Consider the following 18,972-nt stretch of genomic DNA (forward strand, 5'->3'; position numbering starts at 1 on the left):
CTGCTCGGTGCCGAACTGTGCCGTCGAGGCGACCGCCGTACCGGTGACGCCGAGGGCGACGGCGATGCCCGCCGTCACCATGAGCGACCGGCGCCCGACTCGTCTGCCGAGGACCTCGAACTGGCCCTTCTGGCTGGCCTGGCGCTGGCGAATTACCTGCATGGAGACTTATCCCTTCGAGGTGGTGTCGAGCAGTTCGACGTTGCCGTCGAACTGCCACATCGGGTTCGGTGCGTCCCCGTTGGGGGTGCGCACCAGGAAGTAGCCGTTCACTTCCTTCGGTCCGTCGCCGTCGGCGACGAACCGCCCGTCTGAGGTGACGTCCAGTTGGTAGATGGCCTGACCTGTGGTCTGGACGCCGGGGAGATGCCAGGAGACGACGCAGCGCCAGTCGTTGCCTGGCCCCTCTGCGTGGTCCTGGACATGGCCCTTGCTGCACGTCGCCGTGACCTTCAACTGGTCCTCGGTGACGGCGGGTCGGTGGAGTTCGTCGGTCTGCATGCGGTACAGGTGCGCGAACGCGGTGGCGAGCGAGCGCTGCACCTTGTCCTGCTCGATCCCGGAGCCCGTCGTCGAGGTCGTCGCGGCGACGACGGCGAACGACACGGCGGCCACCCCGACGAGCGGCAGGACGCCGACGGTGATCGCGCGGCGGCCCGAACCGTCATGGGTCAGATTGGTGAAGTCCCGCCGCACGAACAGCACATAGGCCAGTGCCGTCGCGACCACGGCCCACACGAGGCTGACGACGACGCCGGTCAGGAGCGGGGCGAGCTGCTGGGGGCTGGTGAAGAGGCCGTTCCAGGAGATGTAGGCGTAGCTGGGCAGGGCGACGCGCACGGCCACGGGGAGCGGCAGCATCTGCGCGACCGCCATCGCGAGGGAGACGAGTATGGGCACCAGCAGCCCGATCGGCGAGCGGCCCAGCGTCACCGATCCGAGGAAGCCGAGCGCGGCGAGCGCCAGGGTCGGGGCGAGGGCGCAGACCCAGGAGAGCAGGACCTGGCCGGCCGCGTCCGACGGTGCCAGAAGGTGACCGTCCAGGCCGACCAGCGGCTGGTTGCCGACCGCCAGGAGCCCGCCGACCGTGCTGGAGACGGCAAGCCCGGCCACGAGCACCAGCAGGACGGTGAGACTGGCCACCACCTTCGCCACGAAGATCCGCCGAGGCGAGCGGACCGCCACGAGCAGATGACGCCAGGTGCCGAGCCGGTCCTCGGAGGCGAACACGTCACCGGCCACCAGCGAAGTCAGCAGCGGGAGCGCCCAGGTCCCCGCGAAACCGAGCATCACCAGCGGCCCGGCCCAGCCGGTGGCGTGCATCCAGCGGCCGAAGAGGGTGTCGACGGGGAGTGTGCTCTGCTGGCTCACGCCGGCAACGAAGAGTGCAGGAACGATCCAGCAGGCGAGGACCAGTAGACGGATCCGCCACTGGGAGACGAGCTTGACCAGCTCGAAGCGACAGGCGCGAGTGACGGGCACACGACGGCCCTTGGTCACCTGCTCCTGTTCCCGGCTTTCGACGAGGGTCGCGGTCATCGGCCGGCCTCCTGCTGCTCGGTGAGGGCGAGAAACGCGGCTTCGAGCGGTGACACCAGGGGAGTGAGCTCGCGCAGCGCGACGCCCTCCTGCACCAGCCGCACCACGAGGTCGTCGAGGGCGGGCACCAGGGCGCGTACGACGAGGAGTTCGGTGTCCTGCCGTACGACGTCGTCGACGACCAGGACCCCCGGCGCGTCGTCGGCCACCCTGCGGGCGGCCTGCGAGTCGGAGGTGACCAGCCGGTAGTCGAGTTCGCGGTTGTCGGTGGCCAGCTTGCTCAGCGGACCGGAGAAGACGACCCGCCCGGTGGCGATGATGGTCACCTCGGAGCACAGCGCCTCGAGGTCGTCCATGTTGTGGCTGGAGAGCACGACGGCGGTGCCGTCGGCCGTGAGCCGGCTGAGGACGCCGTGCACGTGCTTCTTGCCCGCCGGATCGAGCCCGTTGGACGGTTCGTCGAGCACGAGCAGCCGAGGCTTGGTCAGCAGGGCCGCGGCGAGACCGAGCCGCTGCCGCATGCCGAGGGAGAAGCCGCGGGTACGGTCGTCGGCGACGGCGGTGAGACCGACATCGGCGAGTACGTCGTCGATGTCCGCCGTCCCCGCGTCGTGGCCGCGGAGTGCGGCCAGCGCGGCGAGGTTCTGCCGTGCGGTGAGCGACGGGTAAAGAGCGGGACCGTCCACGAAGCCGGCGACACCGTCGGGAGCGTCGAGCGCCCGTCCGACCGGCGTCCCCAGCACCTCGAGGCGACCGCTGTCGGCAACCGCCAGCCCCAGCAGGAGGCCGAGCAAGGTCGTCTTCCCGGCGCCGTTCGGTCCGACCAGGCCGTGGATCTGCCCCTGCGTCACATCCAGGTCGATGTCGCCGAGCGCGACGACGTCGCCGAAACTTTTAGTGATGCCGCGAGCCCGGATTGCGAGGAGTTTGTCCATGGGTCCCTTCCTTCAAAGCCTCAAGGACCCTAGGGAGTTCACACGGCACTCACAGGGAGCGCGAGTTGAATGTTGATGGAACATGAAACGACTTGGCATTCGCGATGCTGCGGGCTGGGGCGGCGTGGGGCTGTTTCGACCAGGGGCTTTTGCGATTGCTTGGTCGAAGGTAGACGAGCTGATGGGTTGATTGCGGTAGTGAACTTTGCAGTGGAACGGGTGTGGCTGACGGGATTCACCCGCCTGTCTGAACAGCCTGCGTCGAAGGTAATGCTGACGAAGAGTCAGTTCCATCTCGCGGGAAGATCACCCAGTGTGACCGGTGGGGCCGGCTCGAAGCGGCCACGGGGAGGGGCTGGTCGGCCGGTGGTGGGCTACTCGACGTGCTGGTGGGCCGGAAGGCGGTAGACCGTCAACGGCCGGGTGCGGTAAACGGGTTGCCCGCCATGCGCGCGAGAGCCGACAAGCTCCTGACTGGCTTCCGGGCGCTCCCTACTCGGACGTGCATACCGGGAGCCTGTCCGTCCCCGGGGTACTCGCACCCGGTCCGCGGCGGTTCGCCGGGTTTCGTCGAGGTGCTGCCCGGTGGGCATCCTGACGAGTGAGGCGGCAACAATTACGGCTGGTCGAAGCCCGGTTGGGTGATGGGGGCCTCGGCTCGCGTGCCGGTCGCCGAGCTCGTCCCGCTCGGCGGGCGTAGCGAGGATGATCTCTGTGCCGCCGTCGTAAAGATGGCGGATGCGCCGAAGTTCCGTGTCGGTGATGAGCACCTCGACGAGCGCCTCGTCGGCGACGGCGCGCACCCCTGCCTCCCGCCGCTACTCCAGCGCCACCAATCTGATCACTGCCGCGCTGGACCGGACTCGGACTGACCTGTTCTGGAAGCGGCTCGCGACAGGTTCAGTCCGGCTCGGTCAGGTCTCAGCGCTGCCACCGTGGCTGTGGTCCGTCCTGCGTGTCCACAGGGACAGGTCGCTGCTCGTCGCAACGGCGAGGGTCCGGCCGGACGGTGAGAAGCCGGCGGCTCGGAGCTCGGCGTGGTCGGAGTGGAAGATGTGCCACCACTGCTCCCCGTACGGACCTGAGTGGGGCAGCCCGCCGTCACGGGACAGCAGGACACGCTCGTTGGGCCAGGCCGGAGCGACGGCCTCCAGAGTCCAGCCGTCCGCGGCGGTGGTGTGAAGTCCGCCCCCGAAGAGCCCGGCGATGCGCACTCTGCTTCCGGCGAGGGGGCCCAACCCGGGGCACGACAGATCAGCAACGGCGTCGGGAGTGCTGCCCTCGGGGTCGGGGTCGCGGTTCCGGGCGATCTTCTCCCCCGTGACGGCCTCGAAGAGGCCGTGACCGTCGTGCGAGACGACCATCACCAGGTCGTGGCCGCTGTCGGGATGCGGCGCGAAGCCGATTCCGAGAAGTCCGCCGACAGGGACGCCGTACTTGTACTCGAAGACGGGCTGCCAGGGCTCGGGCGCGGGCACAACGGGGGCCGCGAGAAGCCGGTCCCGCAGAGCCCGTTGGTAGGCAGAGAGCTCCGGTTCATGCCCTGGCTGCTCCACCGGCGCCGCCTTCCTGGTCCACTTCATCGCCTCCCCATGATCCACGTTTCCGGGCGCTCCGCGTCAGCTTGCCCAACGAAGCTGTAGTTCCGCGTTCAGGCTCGTACGCCTGGAAGCGCATGCCGAGGCGGTCGCACCAAATGGGTGCCGCTCCCGGACCACGCCAGATCGGTCGTCGCCTCGGGTGCTGTTCCTCCCGGTCTTGCGGAAGGCGGCCGTGATCGAACGGGACGAGGGCGCCTCGTCGGTGATCACGGATGAGTCGATGTGCAGCAGCGCGGCCATGGATTTCCCCGGGGCGGGGGGCCCGAGGCGGGGGGCCAGGGGCTGAGGGTTCATGGGCGGCGATAGTTAAGTGGGAGATGGTATTGAGTGATACTATCTTGAGTGAAACTAAAACGGAGGCGTTGGGGGGCTGAGGAGGCAGGCGATCATGGACGTCTACGAGGCAGTCACGAGCCGACGTGCGGTGCGTGGATTCACCGACCGCCACGTCCCGAGGGAGACGCTGGAGCGCGTGTTGTCCGCAGCGGCCTGGGCGCCGTCCGGATCGAACATCCAGCCGTGGCACGTCTATGTGGTGACCGGCGGACCCCTGGCGAAGATCAAGGAGCGCGCCTGTCAGCGTCTGGCCGCGGGTGACCCCTGGGACGAGCCGGAGTACGAGCAGTACCCGCCCGCGCTGAAGTCTCCGTACCGCGAGCGCCGATCCGCCTTCGGCGCGCAGCGTTACGGCGCACTAGGCATCCCCCGCGAGGATCTGGAGGCACGCCAGCGGGCCGCTTCCGCGAACTGGGACTGCTTCGGCGCGCCCGCCGCCCTGTTCTGCTACATCGACCGCGACATGTGCCCGGCCCAGTGGTCCGACGTCGGGATGTTTCTGCAGACCGTCATGCTGTTGCTGCGTGCCGAAGGGCTGCACAGCTGCCCGCAGATGGCATGGGCGAAGTTTCGCAGGACCGTCGAGGAGGTCCTCTCACCCCCGGACGAACTCGTCCTCTTCTGCGGCATGTCGATCGGGTTCGAGGACGGCACGGTGGATCACGCCCGCACGGGCCGGGCCCCCCTCGACGAGACGGTCACGTTCGTCGACGCCTGCTGACCCCGTCGGCTCCGGGACGGGCGCTCGGGCAGGAAGTCCCCAGTCGTCTCCAACGGGCCGTCAACCGGGCGTACCCGGGCGGGTGCCGAGCAAGTGGCGCACGCGTGTGAGCCGTGGGCGACTGGCCAAGGCGGCGGCGATGTGTCCCGAACCACCGCCCAGGCCCGCGCCCCGACGGGTCGAGGCGTCGGTGTGCCACAACCCGCGGACCGGGGTCGTGTGCCGCCCGGACGTGGCCGACACAGGCCATCAGAAGTCCTGATCCAGCTCCGCGGCACCGCCGTAGGGATCGCCGCTGACCGCGTTCGGGTTGTGCTCGGCGAGCTGCAAGGGTGTGATCACGTCGACCGCGAGAACCTTGTCGTGCACGTCAGTGCGTGCAGGGCGATCCGGGCCATGACACGGTCGGTGGTGTACCCCTGGGCCGGGGCCGGACTCCAGCCCTCGGTGGTGTCCGGTTCGCCGGCCGCGTCTCCGACAGGTGCGAACGGAACCTCCTGCAGCTGCAGCCAGAACGCGGCGGCCCACTCTTCCCGGTCTTCCCGTGAGGTTTCAGCAGAGAGGAGCCGCACGTCCCGGCCCTGTGCGGTCAGCTGAGGAGTGTCGCCGGGCTGCCCCCGTTCGCCTCGTAGCCCGCCACCGCCAGCGCGCGGTAGACGGCGAACTCGGCGGCCGGGTCGCCGGACAGCGTCCAGGGGAGCGCGCCCACGTGCCCGTCGACGTGTATCAGCTGGTTCATGGCTTCCGACCAGCGCTCCGCGCGGACCAGGAAGAAGACCAGAAGGTGGCGGACGTGCGCCAGCATCGGGTCGTCGGGGCGGGCCGAGTGCACCGCGTGGAGCGCGCCGTGCATCGCCTTCGTGACGACCTCGCTCTGGTAGAAGCCGCTGACCAGGTTCACCTCGGGCAGATGCTCGAACACCGCGAAGAGGGGCATCGCCGCCAGCAGGGAGCCCTCCGGCGCCCGGGCCGCGGCCGACTCCGCGAAGGAGTACGCCAGCTCGCGCGAACCGTGCCACTTCTCGCACCAGTAGTGCAGGGCCGCGAGATGGGCGCCCATGTGGGTGGGGGCCCGGTCCAGGACCTTCGCCCACAGCTTCTCGAACTCCGGGTGCGGATACGCCAGTCCGCGCGCCACCGACAGCTCGACGATGTACGGCACCGGGTCGCCGGGAGCCAGCAGCGCCGCCTGCCCGCAGGTGTCCCTGGCCTCCTCCATGATGATCCGGAAGTCGTCCGTGCCCGGCGTCGACGTACGCCACGCCTGCTGCACCAGGAACTCCGCGTGCACCGCCGCGCCGCCCGCGTCCTTGGGCTGCTCGGCGCGCCACACCCGCAGCCACTGCCCGCCCGGTATCTCGCTGATCCCGCCCGGCCGTTGCTGCAGTTCCAGCGCTGCGGCACCCGCGAACGCCTGCACGCGCTGCCAGCGCAGCTCGCCCTCCGCCTCGGTGCCGGCCAGCAGCTGCTGCGCCGCGCGGTAGTCCCCCGTGCGCTGGACCAGTTCCAGGACGTCGAGGAGGTCCTGGTCGGGGCCGGGCATGCGGATGTCCAGCTCCTCCTCGCGGACGAAGCCGTAGTTCGCCGGGTCCGCTGCGTCCGGGTGGTCGGGCGTCACCCGCTCGATCAGTCCACGCCTGCGCCGCAGCACCGGAAGCAGCACGAAGCTCAGTATGAGCAGCGCCATCAGGACCCAGAGAATCTCCATGCCTCAAGCGAACCAGACGCCGCCGGCAATTGGCCAACCCGTCCCGCCCGCCTGTGGAAAACCTATCCGCGGCCGCCACCCGCCTGGGGAAAACTCACGCCTCCGGCCGCTCCCGACCCGTCGTCCGGCGGCAGCGCGGCGGGCGCACTACGCTCGGTGCACATGAGCGACAGGCACATCAGTCAGCACTTCGAGACCCTCGCGATCCACGCGGGCAACACCGCGGATCCCCTCACCGGCGCGGTCGTCCCGCCGATCTACCAGGTCTCGACCTACAAACAGGACGGCGTCGGCGGCCTGCGCGGCGGCTACGAGTACAGCCGGAGCGCCAACCCGACCAGGACCGCCCTGGAGGAGAACCTCGCCGCCCTCGAGGGCGGCCGTCGTGGCCTGGCGTTCGCGTCCGGGCTGGCGGCCGAGGACACATTGCTGCGCACACTGCTCAGCCCCGGCGATCACGTGGTCATCCCGAACGACGCCTACGGCGGTACGTTCCGGCTCTTCGCGAAGGTCGTCACCCGGTGGGGCGTGGAGTGGTCCGTCGCCGACACCAGCGATCCGGCGGCCGTACGAGCCGCCTTCACCCCGAAGACCAAGGCCGTCTGGGTGGAGACCCCCTCCAACCCGCTGCTCGGCATCACCGACATCGCCGCCGTCGCTCAGATCGCCCACGACGCGGGCGCCCGCCTCGTCGTCGACAACACCTTCGCCACGCCTTACCTCCAGCAGCCGCTGGCGCTCGGCGCGGACGTCGTCGTGCACTCGCTCACCAAGTACATGGGCGGTCACTCGGACGTGGTCGGCGGTGCGCTGATCACATCGGACCAGACGCTGGGGGAGGAGCTGGCGTACCACCAGAACGCGATGGGTGCCGTCGCCGGCCCCTTCGACTCCTGGCTGGTGCTGCGCGGCACGAAGACGCTGGCGGTGCGCATGGACCGGCACAGCGAGAACGCCACGAAGATCGCCGACATGCTCAGCCGTCACGCGCGCGTGACGCGTGTCCTGTACCCGGGGCTGCCCGAGCACCCCGGTCACGAGATCGCCGCCAAGCAGATGAAGGCGTTCGGCGGCATGGTGTCCTTCCAGGTCGAGGGCGGCGAGGAGGCGGCCGTCGAGGTGTGCAACCGCGCCAAGGTGTTCACGCTCGGCGAGTCCCTGGGCGGTGTCGAGTCGCTCATCGAGCACCCGGGCCGTATGACCCACGCGTCCGCGGCCGGTTCGGCGCTGGAGGTTCCCGCCGACCTCGTCCGCCTCTCCGTAGGCATCGAGAACGTCGACGACCTCCTCGAGGACCTGCAGCAGGCCCTGGGCTAGCGGGCGACGCCGGTCACCAGCCGGTCAGCGGTGGAGTCGTCTGCGACGGCGGCTCCACCCAGGGCCGTGCCGTCAGCGCCCAGACGGCGAAGGCCACGCACGCGGCAGCGAGCAGCAGCCACAGCAGCCGGCGGGCCGCGGCCCGCCGACGCAGCGTGCGCCCACCCCGACGCACGATCTCCGCGTACAACTCGGGCGGTACCGGCGCCGGCACCTGCTCCATGATCCGCCGCACAGCAGCCTCACGCTCGGGCCGGTTCATCGGGACCTCCCCTTTCCCATGCGTCCGACGGGCGTCCGCCGCCGTGAGGGCGGACGCTCACCGATGAGCTCGCGCCGCCCCGCGGGCCTCTGCTCTTCCATGGACTTTCCCGGCCCCACGGGCTTCCGCCCTCCCACGGCCCCCGCCCCTCAAGACGGCGCCACCCCCATGGCCGAGGTCGCCGCTCGCCCCTGCGGCGGATGCAGCAGCGTGGCCGTCGCGCGGTCGCAGATGGTGTGTACCCGGTCCGCGGGGAGGCCGAGCAGCGCTGCGGCTTGTTCCTCGGCCACGCCCTCGTACAGCCGCAGGACGACGATCAGGCGTTCCTGGGGTGTGAGGGCGGCCAGGGGGCTCGTGGGGTGCGGGCGGGCGCGGCCGAGGCCGCCGTACTGGTGCCAGGCCGCACGGGCGAAGCGGGTCGCGAGGTGCTGGCGGGCGCGGTCGTAGGGGTCCTCGCCGCGCAGTCGGTCCCAGCACGCGTACGTGTGCGCGAGTGACAGCGTCAGGAGGCGCCGCGCGCGCGGGTTGTCGCCCGGCGCCTCGGCGGTGAGCAGGGTCGCGGCATGCAGCAGCCGCCCTGCCGCGCCCGCGACGAACGCCTCGAACTCCCGGGCCCGGCGGGCAGCTTGCGACGCCCGCCGCTCTCGCACCGCGCCTCCCGCCTGAGGGCCCTCCGTCGCGGGATTCGGAACCGCGTACGGCAAGGCCCGGTCTCATATGAGGCCAGCGGCGGCCCGGGGTCAAGACTCCGGACTCAGGAGGCCGGCGGAGTCTCCGGCGCAGGCATCCCGGGGACGGCCATACGGGCGGAGAGGGCCGTGTTGAAGCGCGTGAGGAGCGTGCAGAACGTCTCGCGCTCCTCCGGCGCCCAGTCCTGTGTCAGCTCGGCCATCAACTGACGCCTCGACAAGCGCACTTCCGCCAGCCGGGACAGCCCGCGCGGGGACAGCTGCAGCACCACCGCACGCCCGTCCTCCGGGTGCGAGGTGCGCTTCACGAGCCCGGTGTCGACGAGCGGAGCCACCTGCCGGGTCACGGTCGACGAGTCGATCCCCATGCTCGCGGCGAGCGCCTTGACGCCCATGGGGCCCTCCTTGTCGAGGCGGTTGAGCAGCAGGTACGCGGCGCGGTCCATGGAGTTGCGCACCTGGCCGACGCCGCCGAGCCGGGTCTGTTCTGCACGGCGGGCGAACACCGCCACCTCGTGCTGCATCGTGTCGAGGAGACCGGTGTCACCGACGGTCGTCATGTCCATCGACATTTCAGGTGTTGTGGGCATGGCCGGAGGCTCACTTCATGAAGAGTGCAAGGATGGGGAAAGGGTACGCGGCCGGACGGCGGGTCGTACCGGCGCTGCGCAAACCGGTCGCGCAGGTTGGTCACACCAGCTGCGCACGACTGTGAACTGCGAGACTTGAGTCATGAGCTACAGCACGACCGACGCCTTGTGGCCCGTCACCCTCGATGACGTGCGCGGCGCCCAGAAGATGCTCACGGGTGTGGCACGGGCAACGGCGATGGAGGGCAGCCGGCACCTGTCGCAGCTGATCGGCGCGCCGGTGCACCTCAAGTGCGAGAACCTCCAGCGGACGGGTTCGTTCAAGCTGCGCGGCGCGTACGTGCGAATCGCCGGACTGCTGCCCGAGGAGCGCGCCGCCGGTGTCGTGGCCGCGAGCGCCGGCAACCACGCGCAGGGTGTCGCCCTGGCCTCGTCGCTGCTCGGCGTGCGCTCCACCGTGTTCATGCCGAAGGGCGCCCCGCTGCCGAAGATCAGCGCCACCCGGGAGTACGGCGCCGAGGTGCGCCTGCACGGTCAGGTGGTCGACGAGACGCTGGCCGCCGCGCAGGAGTACGCCGAGAAGACCGGCGCCGTGTTCATCCATCCCTTCGACCACCCGGACATCATCGCGGGCCAGGGCACGGTCGGCCTGGAGATCCTTGAGCAGTGCCCGGAGGTCGGCACGATCGTCGTCGGCATGGGCGGCGGTGGGCTCGCGGCCGGTATCGCGGTCGCAGTGAAGGCGCTGCGTCCTGACGTGCGGATCGTCGGGGTGCAGGCGGCGGGCTCCGCCGCGTACCCGCCCTCGCTCGCGGCCGGCCGCCCGGTGTCGATCGAGAACCCGGCGACGATGGCCGACGGCATCAAGGTGGGGCGGCCCGGCGACGTACCGTTCCGGATCGTCCGCGAGTTGGTGGACGAGGTCCGCACGGTCACCGAGGACGAGCTGTCCGCCGCGCTGCTGCTGTGCCTGGAGCGGGCCAAGCTGGTCGTCGAACCGGCCGGCGCGAGCCCCGTCGCGGCACTGCTGAGCGAACCCCGCTCCCTGCCGGGACCCGTCGTCGCCGTGCTGTCCGGCGGCAACGTCGACCCGGTGCTGCTCCAGCGGGTCCTGCGGCACGGCATGGCCGCGCAGGGCCGCTACCTGGCCGTTCGGCTGCGTCTGACGGACCGGCCGGGCGCCCTCGCGGCGCTGCTGGGGGTGTTGTCAGTGGTCGACGCTAACGTCCTCGATGTGAGCCACGTACGAACCGATCCACGGCTCGGGCTCACGGAGGCGGAGGTGGAGCTGCACCTGGAGACGAAGGGTCCGGTGCACTGTACCGAGGTCGGCCAGGCCCTGCGCGAGGCGGGCTACACGGTCGTCGACTGAGGCGCCACGGCACCGTCATCCCAGGTCAAGGACCTCTTCGTCACTCGTTCGAGTAGACCCGGGAAAATCCGTTGAGAGACGCGATACATCGCGTTATGGTGTGTCGTGGCGGAGCGCACATCCCCGACAACGCACATCCCGACGACGTGGAGACTCATATGCCAGGCGCCATCTATGCCGAAGGCCTGGTCAAGACCTTCGGTGACGTAAGGGCACTGGACGGCGTCGACCTCGATGTCCCCGAGGGCACGGTCCTCGGCCTGCTCGGCCCCAACGGCGCCGGCAAGACGACGACCGTCCGCTGTCTGACGACCCTGCTGCGGCCCGACAGTGGCAAGGCCGTGGTCGCGGGCGTGGACGTCCTCAGGCATCCCGACACCGTCCGCCGCTCCATCGGCCTGTCCGGCCAGTTCGCGGCAGTCGACGAATACCTCACCGGCCGCGAGAACCTGCAGATGGTGGGCCAGCTCTACCAGATGAAGGCGAAGGCCGCCAAGACCCGTGCCGAGGCACTGCTGGAGCAGTTCCACCTCACCGAGGCCGCCGACCGTCCCACCAAGACCTACTCCGGAGGCATGCGCCGCCGGCTCGACCTCGCGGCAGCCCTCGTGGTCTCGCCGCCCGTGATGTTCATGGACGAGCCGACGACCGGCCTCGACCCGCGCAACCGCCAGCAGCTGTGGGAGGTCATCAAACAGCTGGTCTCCGGCGGTACGACACTGCTGCTCACCACCCAGTACCTCGAGGAGGCCGACCACCTCGCCCACGAGATCGCGGTCGTCGACCAGGGCCGCGTCATCGCCAAGGGCACCTCCGACCAGCTCAAGGCCCGCACCGGCGGCGAGCGCGTCGAGGTCGTCGTCCACGAGCGCGAGCACATCCCGACCGCCGTGGAGGTGCTGCGCGCCTTCGGCAAGGGCGAGACCACGGTCGAGGAGCACACCCGCAAGCTCACCGTGCCCGTCACCGGCGGCGCCAAGCTGCTTGCCGAGGTGATCCGCGAGCTGGACACCCGGGGCATCGAGATAGACGACATCGGCCTGCGCCGCCCCACCCTCGACGACGTCTTCCTGTCCCTGACGGGACACGTGGCCGAGGCCAAGGAAGAGGACAACGGCGAGCAGGGCCGCGAGGACAACCGCACCGACAGCCGCAAGGAGACCGTGAAGTGAGCGCCGTCACCGACGCCGTGCGGGTCGCGGCCCCCGCCAACCCCGTCAGCCAGCTCGTCCGAGACTCGCTGATCGTCGCCAAGAGAAACCTGATTCGCATGACCCGGATCCCGGAGATGGTCATCTTCGGGCTCATCCAGCCAATCATGTTCGTGGTGCTGTTCACCTATGTGTTCGGCGGCTCCATGCAGATCGGCGCCAGCACCAGTGCCGCCGCCTACAAGAACTTCCTGATGGCCGGCATCTTCGCGCAGACCGTCACGTTCGCCACCGCCAGCTCCGGCGCAGGCATCGCCGACGACATGCACAAGGGCCTCATCGACCGCTTCCGCTCCCTGCCCATGGCGCGCGGCGCGGTACTGACCGGGCGCACCCTCGCCGACCTGGTCCAGACGGCGCTGACCCTGCTGGTCCTCGCGGTCGTCGCCGTGCTGGTCGGCTGGCGCGTCGGGTCGGACGGGGACACCAACGTCTTCAAGGTGCTCGGCGCCTTCGGGCTGCTGCTCCTGCTCGGTTACGCGTTCACCTGGATCGGCGCCCTGATCGGCCTGTCCGTGCGCACACCCGAGGCGGCCACCTCCGGCGGACTGATCTGGCTCTTCCCGGTGACCTTCATCTCCAACGCGTTCGTGGACACCAGCCACATGACCCCGTGGCTGCGGCACATCGCGGAGTGGAACCCGTTCAGCGCCACCGTGCAGGCCGCCCGCGTCCTGTTCGCCAACCCGGGGCAGTCACCGTCGCAGGCCTGGCCCATGCAGCACTCGGTGCTGGCCTCGCTGATCTACTCGGTCCTGATCACCGTCATATTCCGCACCCTGGCGGTCCGCAAGTACCGCTCGGCCACGGCCTGACGGGGCACTGCACCGGCCCCGGCCAAGACATGACGATGCCCCCGGTGTCAGGCGGACACCGGGGGCTCGCCGGGGATCCGGAGTCCGGGATCAGCCGGAGTACGGCTCGGCCTTGAGGATCTTCACCGAAGCCTTCTTGCCGTTCGGCAGCTCGTACTCGGCGTCCTCGCCGACCTTGTGGCCGATCACGCCGGAGCCGAGCGGGGACTGCGGCGAGTACGTCTCGATGTCGGCGCTCGCGTACTCGCGCGAGGCGAGCAGGAACGTCAGCGTGTCGTCCTCGTCGCCGTCGAAGGCGATCGTCACGACCATGCCAGGCGCCACGGCACCGTCCGCCGACGTCGGCGCCTCGCCGACCTTGGCGTTCTCCAGGAGCTGGGTCAGCTGGCGCACACGGAGCTCCTGCTTGCCTTGCTCCTCCTTGGCCGCGTGATACCCGCCGTTCTCGCGCAGGTCGCCCTCCTCGCGCGCGGCCGCGATCTTGGCGGCGATCTCCGTACGCGCGGGACCAGACAGGTACTCCAGCTCGGCCTTGAGCTGGTTGTACGCCTCCTGGGTCAGCCAGGTGACGTTCTCGCTGGTCTGGGTCACAGGTGCTCCTCGTAGGTACTGGGAATACAAAGCATCGCCCTACCCAGAAGAATGTTCCTTCACGGATGGGCGAAACCACGAGCCTAACAATTCAATGGGCAAAGGGGGAGGACATAAGCCATCAGAATTACGTCATCGCAGGTCAGCGCCGACGGATCGAGGGTCGTGTCAGCCTGCGTGACAGCCGAGAAGCTCGGCTGTGGTCCCGCGAGCCGTCGTACGGAGCGTGACGACCTTGTCGATACGGGTGGCGGAACCGGTGAAGCGGAAGTCCGCGCGACCGACCTCGGTGCCGTCCGCAGCCTGGGAGCGGACGGAGCAGTAGCCGTCGGCACCGGCGTCCTTGTGGACCTCGAGGTGCACCTTGACAGCGTCGTCCGAGGACTCGAAGGTGATCACCTGCGCGCTGATCTCGGTCTGCGCGACGTAGTGGTAGGCGAAGTAGCCGACCAGGGCGAGCAGGGCAGCGCCGAGCACGGCCGCGGCGACCCTGAGCTTGCGGTCCGCGCGCTCGTCCGAGGAGCGGCCGTAGCGGCCCTCGGGCAGCCGCGTGCTCGCCGTACTCATGATCGTCCTCTCGGCAGGAGCGGGACGAATGTCCCGAATGGGGCCCCAGGATCCGACCCCGGAATTATTCGCCCCCCGATTCGGTCACTATAGAAGCCGCCGATCGCACCCCAAGACGCGGGGGCACCGACTTACTGAGGATCGAGTCTTGACTGACCAGCTGCGACTGATGGCCGTTCACGCGCACCCCGACGACGAGTCGAGCAAGGGTGCGGCCACCATGGCGAAGTACGTGTCCGAGGGGGTGGACGTGCTGGTCGTGACCTGCACGGGCGGGGAGCGCGGCTCCATCCTCAATCCCAAGCTGCAGGGCGACAAGTACGTCGAGGAGCACATCCACGAGGTACGCAAGAAGGAGATGGACGAGGCCCGCGAGATCCTCGGCGTCAAGCAGGAGTGGCTCGGCTTCGTCGACTCGGGTCTGCCCGAGGGCGACCCGCTGCCGCCGCTGCCCGAGGGCTGTTTCGCGCTCGAGGACGTCGACAAGGCGGCCGGCGAGCTGGTGAGGCAGATCCGCTCGTTCCGTCCCCAGGCGATCACCACGTACGACGAGAACGGCGGGTACCCGCACCCCGACCACATCATGACCCACAAGATCTCGATGGTGGCGTTCGAGGGCGCGGCGGACACCGAGAAGTACCCGGAGTCGGAGTTCGGCCCGGCCTACCAGCCGCTCAAGCTCTACTACAACCAGGGCTTCAACCGTCCCCGCACCGAGGCGCTGCACAAGGCGATGCTGGACCGCGGTCTGGAGTCGCCGTACGGGGAGTGGCTCAAGCGCTGGGACGAGATGCAGCGCACGGAGCGCACGATCACCACGCACGTTCCGTGCGCCGACTTCTTCGAGATCCGCGACAAGGCACTGATCGCGCACGCCACGCAGATCGACCCCGACGGCGGCTGGTTCCGGGTGCCGCTGGAGCTGCAGAAGGAGGTCTGGCCCACGGAGGAGTACGAGCTGGCGAAGTCACTCGTCGATACCTCCCTCCCCGAGGACGACCTCTTTGCGGGCATCCGCGACAATGCCTGACATGAGCGCGAGTCTGGCACTGACAAACCTCGTCCCCCTCGCCAAGGAGGTCGACGAGAACAAGGTCACCCCCGGCGTCCTCGGCTTCATCGTCTTCGCGGTGATGGCCCTGGCGGTCTGGGGCCTGATGAAGTCCATGAACAAGCACATGCAGAAGGTCGCCTTCAAGGAGGCGCCGGACACCGAGGCGGAGCCGGGGACCACGGGCAATTCCGGGGCGGGACGGGACTGAGTTCCGGTCGGCCCAGGGGTCTGGCAGGGCCGAGACCGGCCGACCACCGGGACCGGCGGCGGGGCACGCACCCGCCGATCAGCGCCCGCCGGCCGGTACGGGCCCGATCAGCGCACGGCTGGTCAGTACCCGCCCGGCAGTCCTCACCCGGTCACCGCCCCGCTCCCACCGCCACCCCCATCACCTCGCGGGCGTGGCGGCTGGGCACCATGCCCAGGCGCCAGGCCTGCCAGCCTGCTTCGAGGTTGACGCCGCGTTCCAGGAGCAGCTGGTACGCCGTCACGTACTCGGCCAGCTTCTCGTCGCGGGTCGGGTGAGGGTCCCGGGACAGTTGGGCCAGGTCCTCCTGGGCCACCGCCGTGCCCACCTCCACTCCGCCGGGGGCGGCGTAGGGCAGGAGAGTGCAGCGGAGGAAGCGGGCCCAGTCCTCGCCGCGGCGGTCGCCGTACGCCGTGAAGAGGCCGATCGCCTCGTCGCACAGGGCCAGCGCCTGCTGGGTCCGGGTGTTGCCCGCGTCCACCACCGCCAGTTCCAGGCAGGACCACGCCTCGCCGTGGGCGACGCCGATGCGCTGGAAGTCCGCGCGGGCGTCGACGAGGAGTTGGCGGGCGAAACCCGAGTTCCTGAGCGAGCCCGTCTGGGCGGCCCGCTGGTCGCGGGTGACGCGGGCCGAGTGGTGCCGGGCACAGGCCAGGCCGTACACGTCGCGCATCCGGGAGAACATCGTCCGCGCGCGTTCCAGCTCACGGACCGCCTGGTCCAGGTTGCCGGTTTCTTCCAGCGCCTGGCCGAGGTAGTAGAACGCCCAGGCCTCGCCGCGCGCGTCCTCGTTGTCGTGGTGCCGGGCCGCCGCCTTGCGCAGGCCGTCCACCGCCGGGGACGCGTCGCCGTCCACCAGCCGGGCCCGGGCCAGCTGGGTCAGCGCCCACGCCTCGCCGCGGGCGTCGCGGGTGCGGCCGTAGCGCTCCAGGGCGGCGTTCAGCTCGGTCTCGGCGCGCGGGACGTCGCCCATGCGCAGGGCCAGCTGGCCGAGCTGGTAGTGCGCCCAGGCCTCGCCGTGCACCGAGCCGCCCTCGCGGTGCAGGACCAGGGACCGCTCGAGCAGGTCCAGCGCCTCGGAGAGGCGGGCGCGGTCGCGCTGGACGGCGGCCAGCGCGTGCATGGTCCAGGCCCTGTCCGTCTCCAGCTCGGGCGCCGCCTGGAGGTCCAGCGCCTCCTGCAGCTTGGCCGCGGCCTCCGTGAGGTTGCCCTGGTGGTGCAGCGTGATGCCCAGCGAGCACAGGGCACGCGCGGCGCCCGCGTCCTGATGGGCCTCCAGATACAGGTCGACGACGGAGGCCAGTGTCGACCTGGCCTTGTCCAGCTCGCCCAGCTGACGGGCCGCGATCCCGGTGCGCCACTGCACCGAGCGGACCATGAGGCCCTGGTCCACGGCCTGCGCCAGCTCACTGATCTCACCCAGGCGGTAGAGGTCGCCGCGCAGCAGGCAGTAGTCGCACAGCGCGCCGAGCAGATTCAGCACCGCTCCCTGGTTCACGCCCTCCGCCTGCCGCAGGGCCGCCGTGATGAAGCTGGACTCGTCGTCCAGCCAGCGCAGCGCCTCGTCGAGAGAGGTGAAACCGTGTGGGCCGAAACGGTCCGAGCGCGTCGACATGTTGCCGTCGACCAGGCGCAGCACCGAGTCGGCCAGCTCCCCGTAGTTCACGATCAGGCGCTCCTGCGCCGCCGTGCGCTCGGCCGGTTCCTCCTCGTCCAGGAGCCGGGCCTGGGCGAAGGCGCGGACCAGGTCGTGCAGCCGGTAGCGGCTGCCGCGGACATGGTCGATCAGGCCGGACCGTGCGAGGGCGGTCAGCTGACGCGCGGCCTCCGTCTCGTCCGTGGCCAGCAGCGCCGCGGCCGCCGCGGCGCCCAGGGAGGCACGGCCGGCCAGCGCGAGCCGGCGCAGCAGCCGGCGGGCGGGCTCCGACTGGTCGGTGTAGCTCAGCCACAGCACGCGCTCGGCCGGCTCCACCGGGCCGTACGCGCTCAGGTCCGTCGCCAGCCGGCGCGGTGAGCGTGGGCCGAGGGCCGAGCCCGCCACGCGCAGCGCCAGCGGCAGCCCGCCGCACAACTCCCGGATCCGGTCGGCGGATTCGGCGTCGTACGGACCCGAGTTGTCCTGCGCCGCGGCGCCCAGCAGTTCCTCCGCGCCCGCCGCGTCCAGGGGCTCGACCGGCAGCTGGTGCACCCAGGCCGGCAGGTCCGCGGGCAGGTCGAGTTGCCTGTGGGCGGTGACCAGGACCAGGCTGTCGGAGCGTTCGGGCAGGAGGGTGCGGATCTGCTCGGGGTCCGAGGCGTCGTCCAGCACGATCGTCACGGGCAGGCCGGTCAGATGCTGGTGGTACAGCTCGCCGAGCCGTTTGACCTGCTGGTCGGGGGAGGACCGCTCGCGGAACAGGAGTTGCTCGCGGGGCGCGCCGAGCCGGTTGAGCAGGTGCAGGAGGGCGTCGCGGGTGGGCAGCGGCGGCTCCTCCTTGCTGTCGCCCCGCAGGTCGACGACGACAGCGCCGCGGAAGTGGTCCCTGAGGTCGTGCGCCGCGCGGACGGCGAGGGTCGTACGGCCGGAGCCGGGCGCCCCGTACAGGACGACGACGCTCGGTCGGGTCTCCGTCGTCGCGCGGGCGGCCTGAGCCCACTGCCGGATACGAGCCATCTCCTGCCGCCGCCCCGCGAACGGGCCGTCGGGCTCGGGGAGTTGGCCGAACGACTGCTCCAGCACCGTGCGCCTGCGGGCCGCCGCGCTCTTGTCCGAGCCGCGCAGCTGCGGGCCGGTCTTCTTCGCACCCGTGGAGGCGCTGAGCACCCGCTGCTGGTCCAGGAACGGGCGGATGCCGCGCACCTCCAGCGCCGTCAGCCACTGCAGCCGCAGCTGCTCGGGGCCGCCGGGCTGACCGGCCGCGCCGGCGCGGTGATGGGCGGCGGGAAGATGGACGCCGGCCACCTTCACGACGGTGGCGGCGGCTCCGACCACGCCGACGGTGACGCCCGCACCGAGCGCCGTGCTCGCGCCGGTGCCCAGGGAGAGGTCGGCGACGGCCGCGGCCACGGCGGCGACGCCCGCCACCAATAGAGGAGTTCCGGCCCCGTCCTTCGCATACCGCTGCGCGAACGTCAGCCGTCCGGCCTCCGTCTCGTCGAGTGCGTGCGTGTAGGCGTCGTACTCCTCGGCGGCGGTCTGCGCCAGGGCGTCGAGGGAGCCGCGGGCCCGCGTCAGCAGCACCTGCCCGTCGACGCGCCCACCGGAGCGCCGTACCTCCTCCTCGACGGCCCGCACCACCAGCCGCTCGGCCTCCACCCGGTGGGTGTCCCGCATGTCCCGTCCCCCTCCTGCGGCAACTCCGTTGTGTACGAGTGTCCTTCGCGGACGGCGTGAGCGCGAGGGGGCGGCGATCACCGAACGCGGGGGTTCGGACACCC

General features: G+C 70.5%; 18 protein-coding genes. 7 read left to right on the forward strand and 11 right to left on the reverse strand.

The annotated features are described in order from the left end of the window. Positions 1–168 precede the first annotated feature (168 nt). The 4 genes from IEZ19_RS09415 to IEZ19_RS09425 form a co-directional block, all read right to left on the reverse strand. A complete protein-coding gene (locus IEZ19_RS09415) occupies positions 169–1,539 on the reverse strand; it encodes an ABC transporter permease (protein ID WP_189310650.1) in 1,371 nt (456 codons plus the stop codon). Beyond that, the gene (locus IEZ19_RS09420; RefSeq protein WP_189310651.1) at positions 1,536–2,474 is read right to left on the reverse strand and encodes an ABC transporter ATP-binding protein; all 939 of its coding nucleotides are present in this window, start codon (positions 2,472–2,474) and stop codon (positions 1,536–1,538) included. Before IEZ19_RS09420 ends, IEZ19_RS09415 begins: the two co-directional genes overlap by 4 nt. A gap of 374 nt (positions 2,475–2,848) precedes the next feature. Continuing rightward, complete coding sequence (locus IEZ19_RS54145) at positions 2,849–3,277, reverse strand: DUF3885 domain-containing protein (protein ID WP_444545188.1); 429 nt, start codon at positions 3,275–3,277, stop codon at positions 2,849–2,851. A 111-nt stretch (positions 3,278–3,388) separates the two neighbouring features. Further along, the gene (locus tag IEZ19_RS09425) at positions 3,389–4,057 is read right to left on the reverse strand and encodes a hypothetical protein (protein ID WP_189310652.1); all 669 of its coding nucleotides are present in this window, start codon (positions 4,055–4,057) and stop codon (positions 3,389–3,391) included. 406 nt (positions 4,058–4,463) lie between these two features. On the opposite strand from IEZ19_RS09425, the gene IEZ19_RS09430 reads away from it, so the two are divergent. After that, entirely contained in the window at positions 4,464–5,132 is a 669-nt protein-coding gene (locus IEZ19_RS09430; RefSeq protein WP_189310653.1) for a nitroreductase, read from the forward strand. A gap of 589 nt (positions 5,133–5,721) precedes the next feature. Here the strand turns inward: IEZ19_RS09430 and IEZ19_RS09435 are convergent. Next, positions 5,722–6,840 carry a hypothetical protein gene (locus IEZ19_RS09435; protein WP_189310654.1) on the reverse strand — a complete coding sequence of 373 codons (1,119 nt, stop codon included), beginning with the start codon at positions 6,838–6,840 and terminating at the stop codon, positions 5,722–5,724. Between the two features lie 162 nt (positions 6,841–7,002). Here IEZ19_RS09435 and IEZ19_RS09440 point away from each other — a divergent pair, with 162 nt between their 5' ends. After that, positions 7,003–8,157, forward strand: coding sequence for a cystathionine gamma-synthase (locus IEZ19_RS09440; RefSeq protein ID WP_189310655.1), 1,155 nt, complete (start codon positions 7,003–7,005; stop codon positions 8,155–8,157). 13 nt (positions 8,158–8,170) lie between these two features. Here the strand turns inward: IEZ19_RS09440 and IEZ19_RS09445 are convergent, their stop codons facing one another. The 3 genes from IEZ19_RS09445 to IEZ19_RS09455 form a co-directional block, all read right to left on the reverse strand. Beyond that, positions 8,171–8,419, reverse strand: coding sequence for a hypothetical protein (locus tag IEZ19_RS09445; protein WP_189310656.1), 249 nt, complete (start codon positions 8,417–8,419; stop codon positions 8,171–8,173). 149 nt (positions 8,420–8,568) lie between these two features. Then, positions 8,569–9,069, reverse strand: a complete 501-nt coding sequence (locus IEZ19_RS09450; RefSeq protein ID WP_189310657.1) for a sigma factor-like helix-turn-helix DNA-binding protein — start codon at positions 9,067–9,069, stop codon at positions 8,569–8,571. Between the two features lie 104 nt (positions 9,070–9,173). Next, positions 9,174–9,680 carry a MarR family winged helix-turn-helix transcriptional regulator gene (locus tag IEZ19_RS09455; protein WP_189310945.1) on the reverse strand — a complete coding sequence of 169 codons (507 nt, stop codon included), beginning with the start codon at positions 9,678–9,680 and terminating at the stop codon, positions 9,174–9,176. A 160-nt stretch (positions 9,681–9,840) separates the two neighbouring features. Between IEZ19_RS09455 and ilvA the strand changes: the two genes are divergently transcribed. The 3 genes from ilvA (at position 9,841) to IEZ19_RS09470 (ending at position 13,096) form a co-directional block, all read left to right on the forward strand. After that, positions 9,841–11,070 carry a threonine ammonia-lyase gene (gene ilvA / locus IEZ19_RS09460; protein ID WP_189310658.1) on the forward strand — a complete coding sequence of 410 codons (1,230 nt, stop codon included), beginning with the start codon at positions 9,841–9,843 and terminating at the stop codon, positions 11,068–11,070. A 158-nt stretch (positions 11,071–11,228) separates the two neighbouring features. Beyond that, positions 11,229–12,242: an ATP-binding cassette domain-containing protein gene (locus IEZ19_RS09465; protein WP_189310659.1), complete on the forward strand. Its 1,014-nt coding sequence runs from the start codon at positions 11,229–11,231 to the stop codon at positions 12,240–12,242. Continuing rightward, complete coding sequence (locus IEZ19_RS09470; protein ID WP_189310660.1) at positions 12,239–13,096, forward strand: ABC transporter permease; 858 nt, start codon at positions 12,239–12,241, stop codon at positions 13,094–13,096. Before IEZ19_RS09465 ends, IEZ19_RS09470 begins: the two co-directional genes overlap by 4 nt. A gap of 90 nt (positions 13,097–13,186) precedes the next feature. Here IEZ19_RS09470 and greA read toward each other — a convergent pair whose 3' ends face one another. Further along, entirely contained in the window at positions 13,187–13,687 is a 501-nt protein-coding gene (gene greA / locus IEZ19_RS09475) for a transcription elongation factor GreA (RefSeq protein WP_189310661.1), read from the reverse strand. 168 nt (positions 13,688–13,855) lie between these two features. Then, positions 13,856–14,254: a DUF4307 domain-containing protein gene (locus IEZ19_RS09480; RefSeq protein ID WP_189310662.1), complete on the reverse strand. Its 399-nt coding sequence runs from the start codon at positions 14,252–14,254 to the stop codon at positions 13,856–13,858. Positions 14,255–14,423: 169 nt separating this feature from the next. Here IEZ19_RS09480 and mca point away from each other — a divergent pair, with 169 nt between their 5' ends. Next, on the forward strand, positions 14,424–15,284 hold the full coding sequence (gene mca, locus IEZ19_RS09485) for a mycothiol conjugate amidase Mca (protein WP_189310946.1): 861 nt from the start codon (positions 14,424–14,426) through the stop codon (positions 15,282–15,284). Next, positions 15,277–15,516: a hypothetical protein gene (locus tag IEZ19_RS09490; RefSeq protein WP_189310663.1), complete on the forward strand. Its 240-nt coding sequence runs from the start codon at positions 15,277–15,279 to the stop codon at positions 15,514–15,516. Before mca ends, IEZ19_RS09490 begins: the two co-directional genes overlap by 8 nt. Positions 15,517–15,667: 151 nt before the next feature. Here the strand turns inward: IEZ19_RS09490 and IEZ19_RS09495 are convergent, their stop codons facing one another. Further along, the gene (locus IEZ19_RS09495) at positions 15,668–18,868 is read right to left on the reverse strand and encodes a tetratricopeptide repeat protein (RefSeq protein ID WP_189310664.1); all 3,201 of its coding nucleotides are present in this window, start codon (positions 18,866–18,868) and stop codon (positions 15,668–15,670) included. Positions 18,869–18,972 lie beyond the last annotated feature (104 nt).

The sequence above is a fragment of the Streptomyces brasiliensis genome (assembly GCF_014647875.1).
In the GTDB taxonomy this organism is placed as follows: Bacteria; Actinomycetota; Actinomycetes; order Streptomycetales; family Streptomycetaceae; genus Streptomyces; species Streptomyces brasiliensis.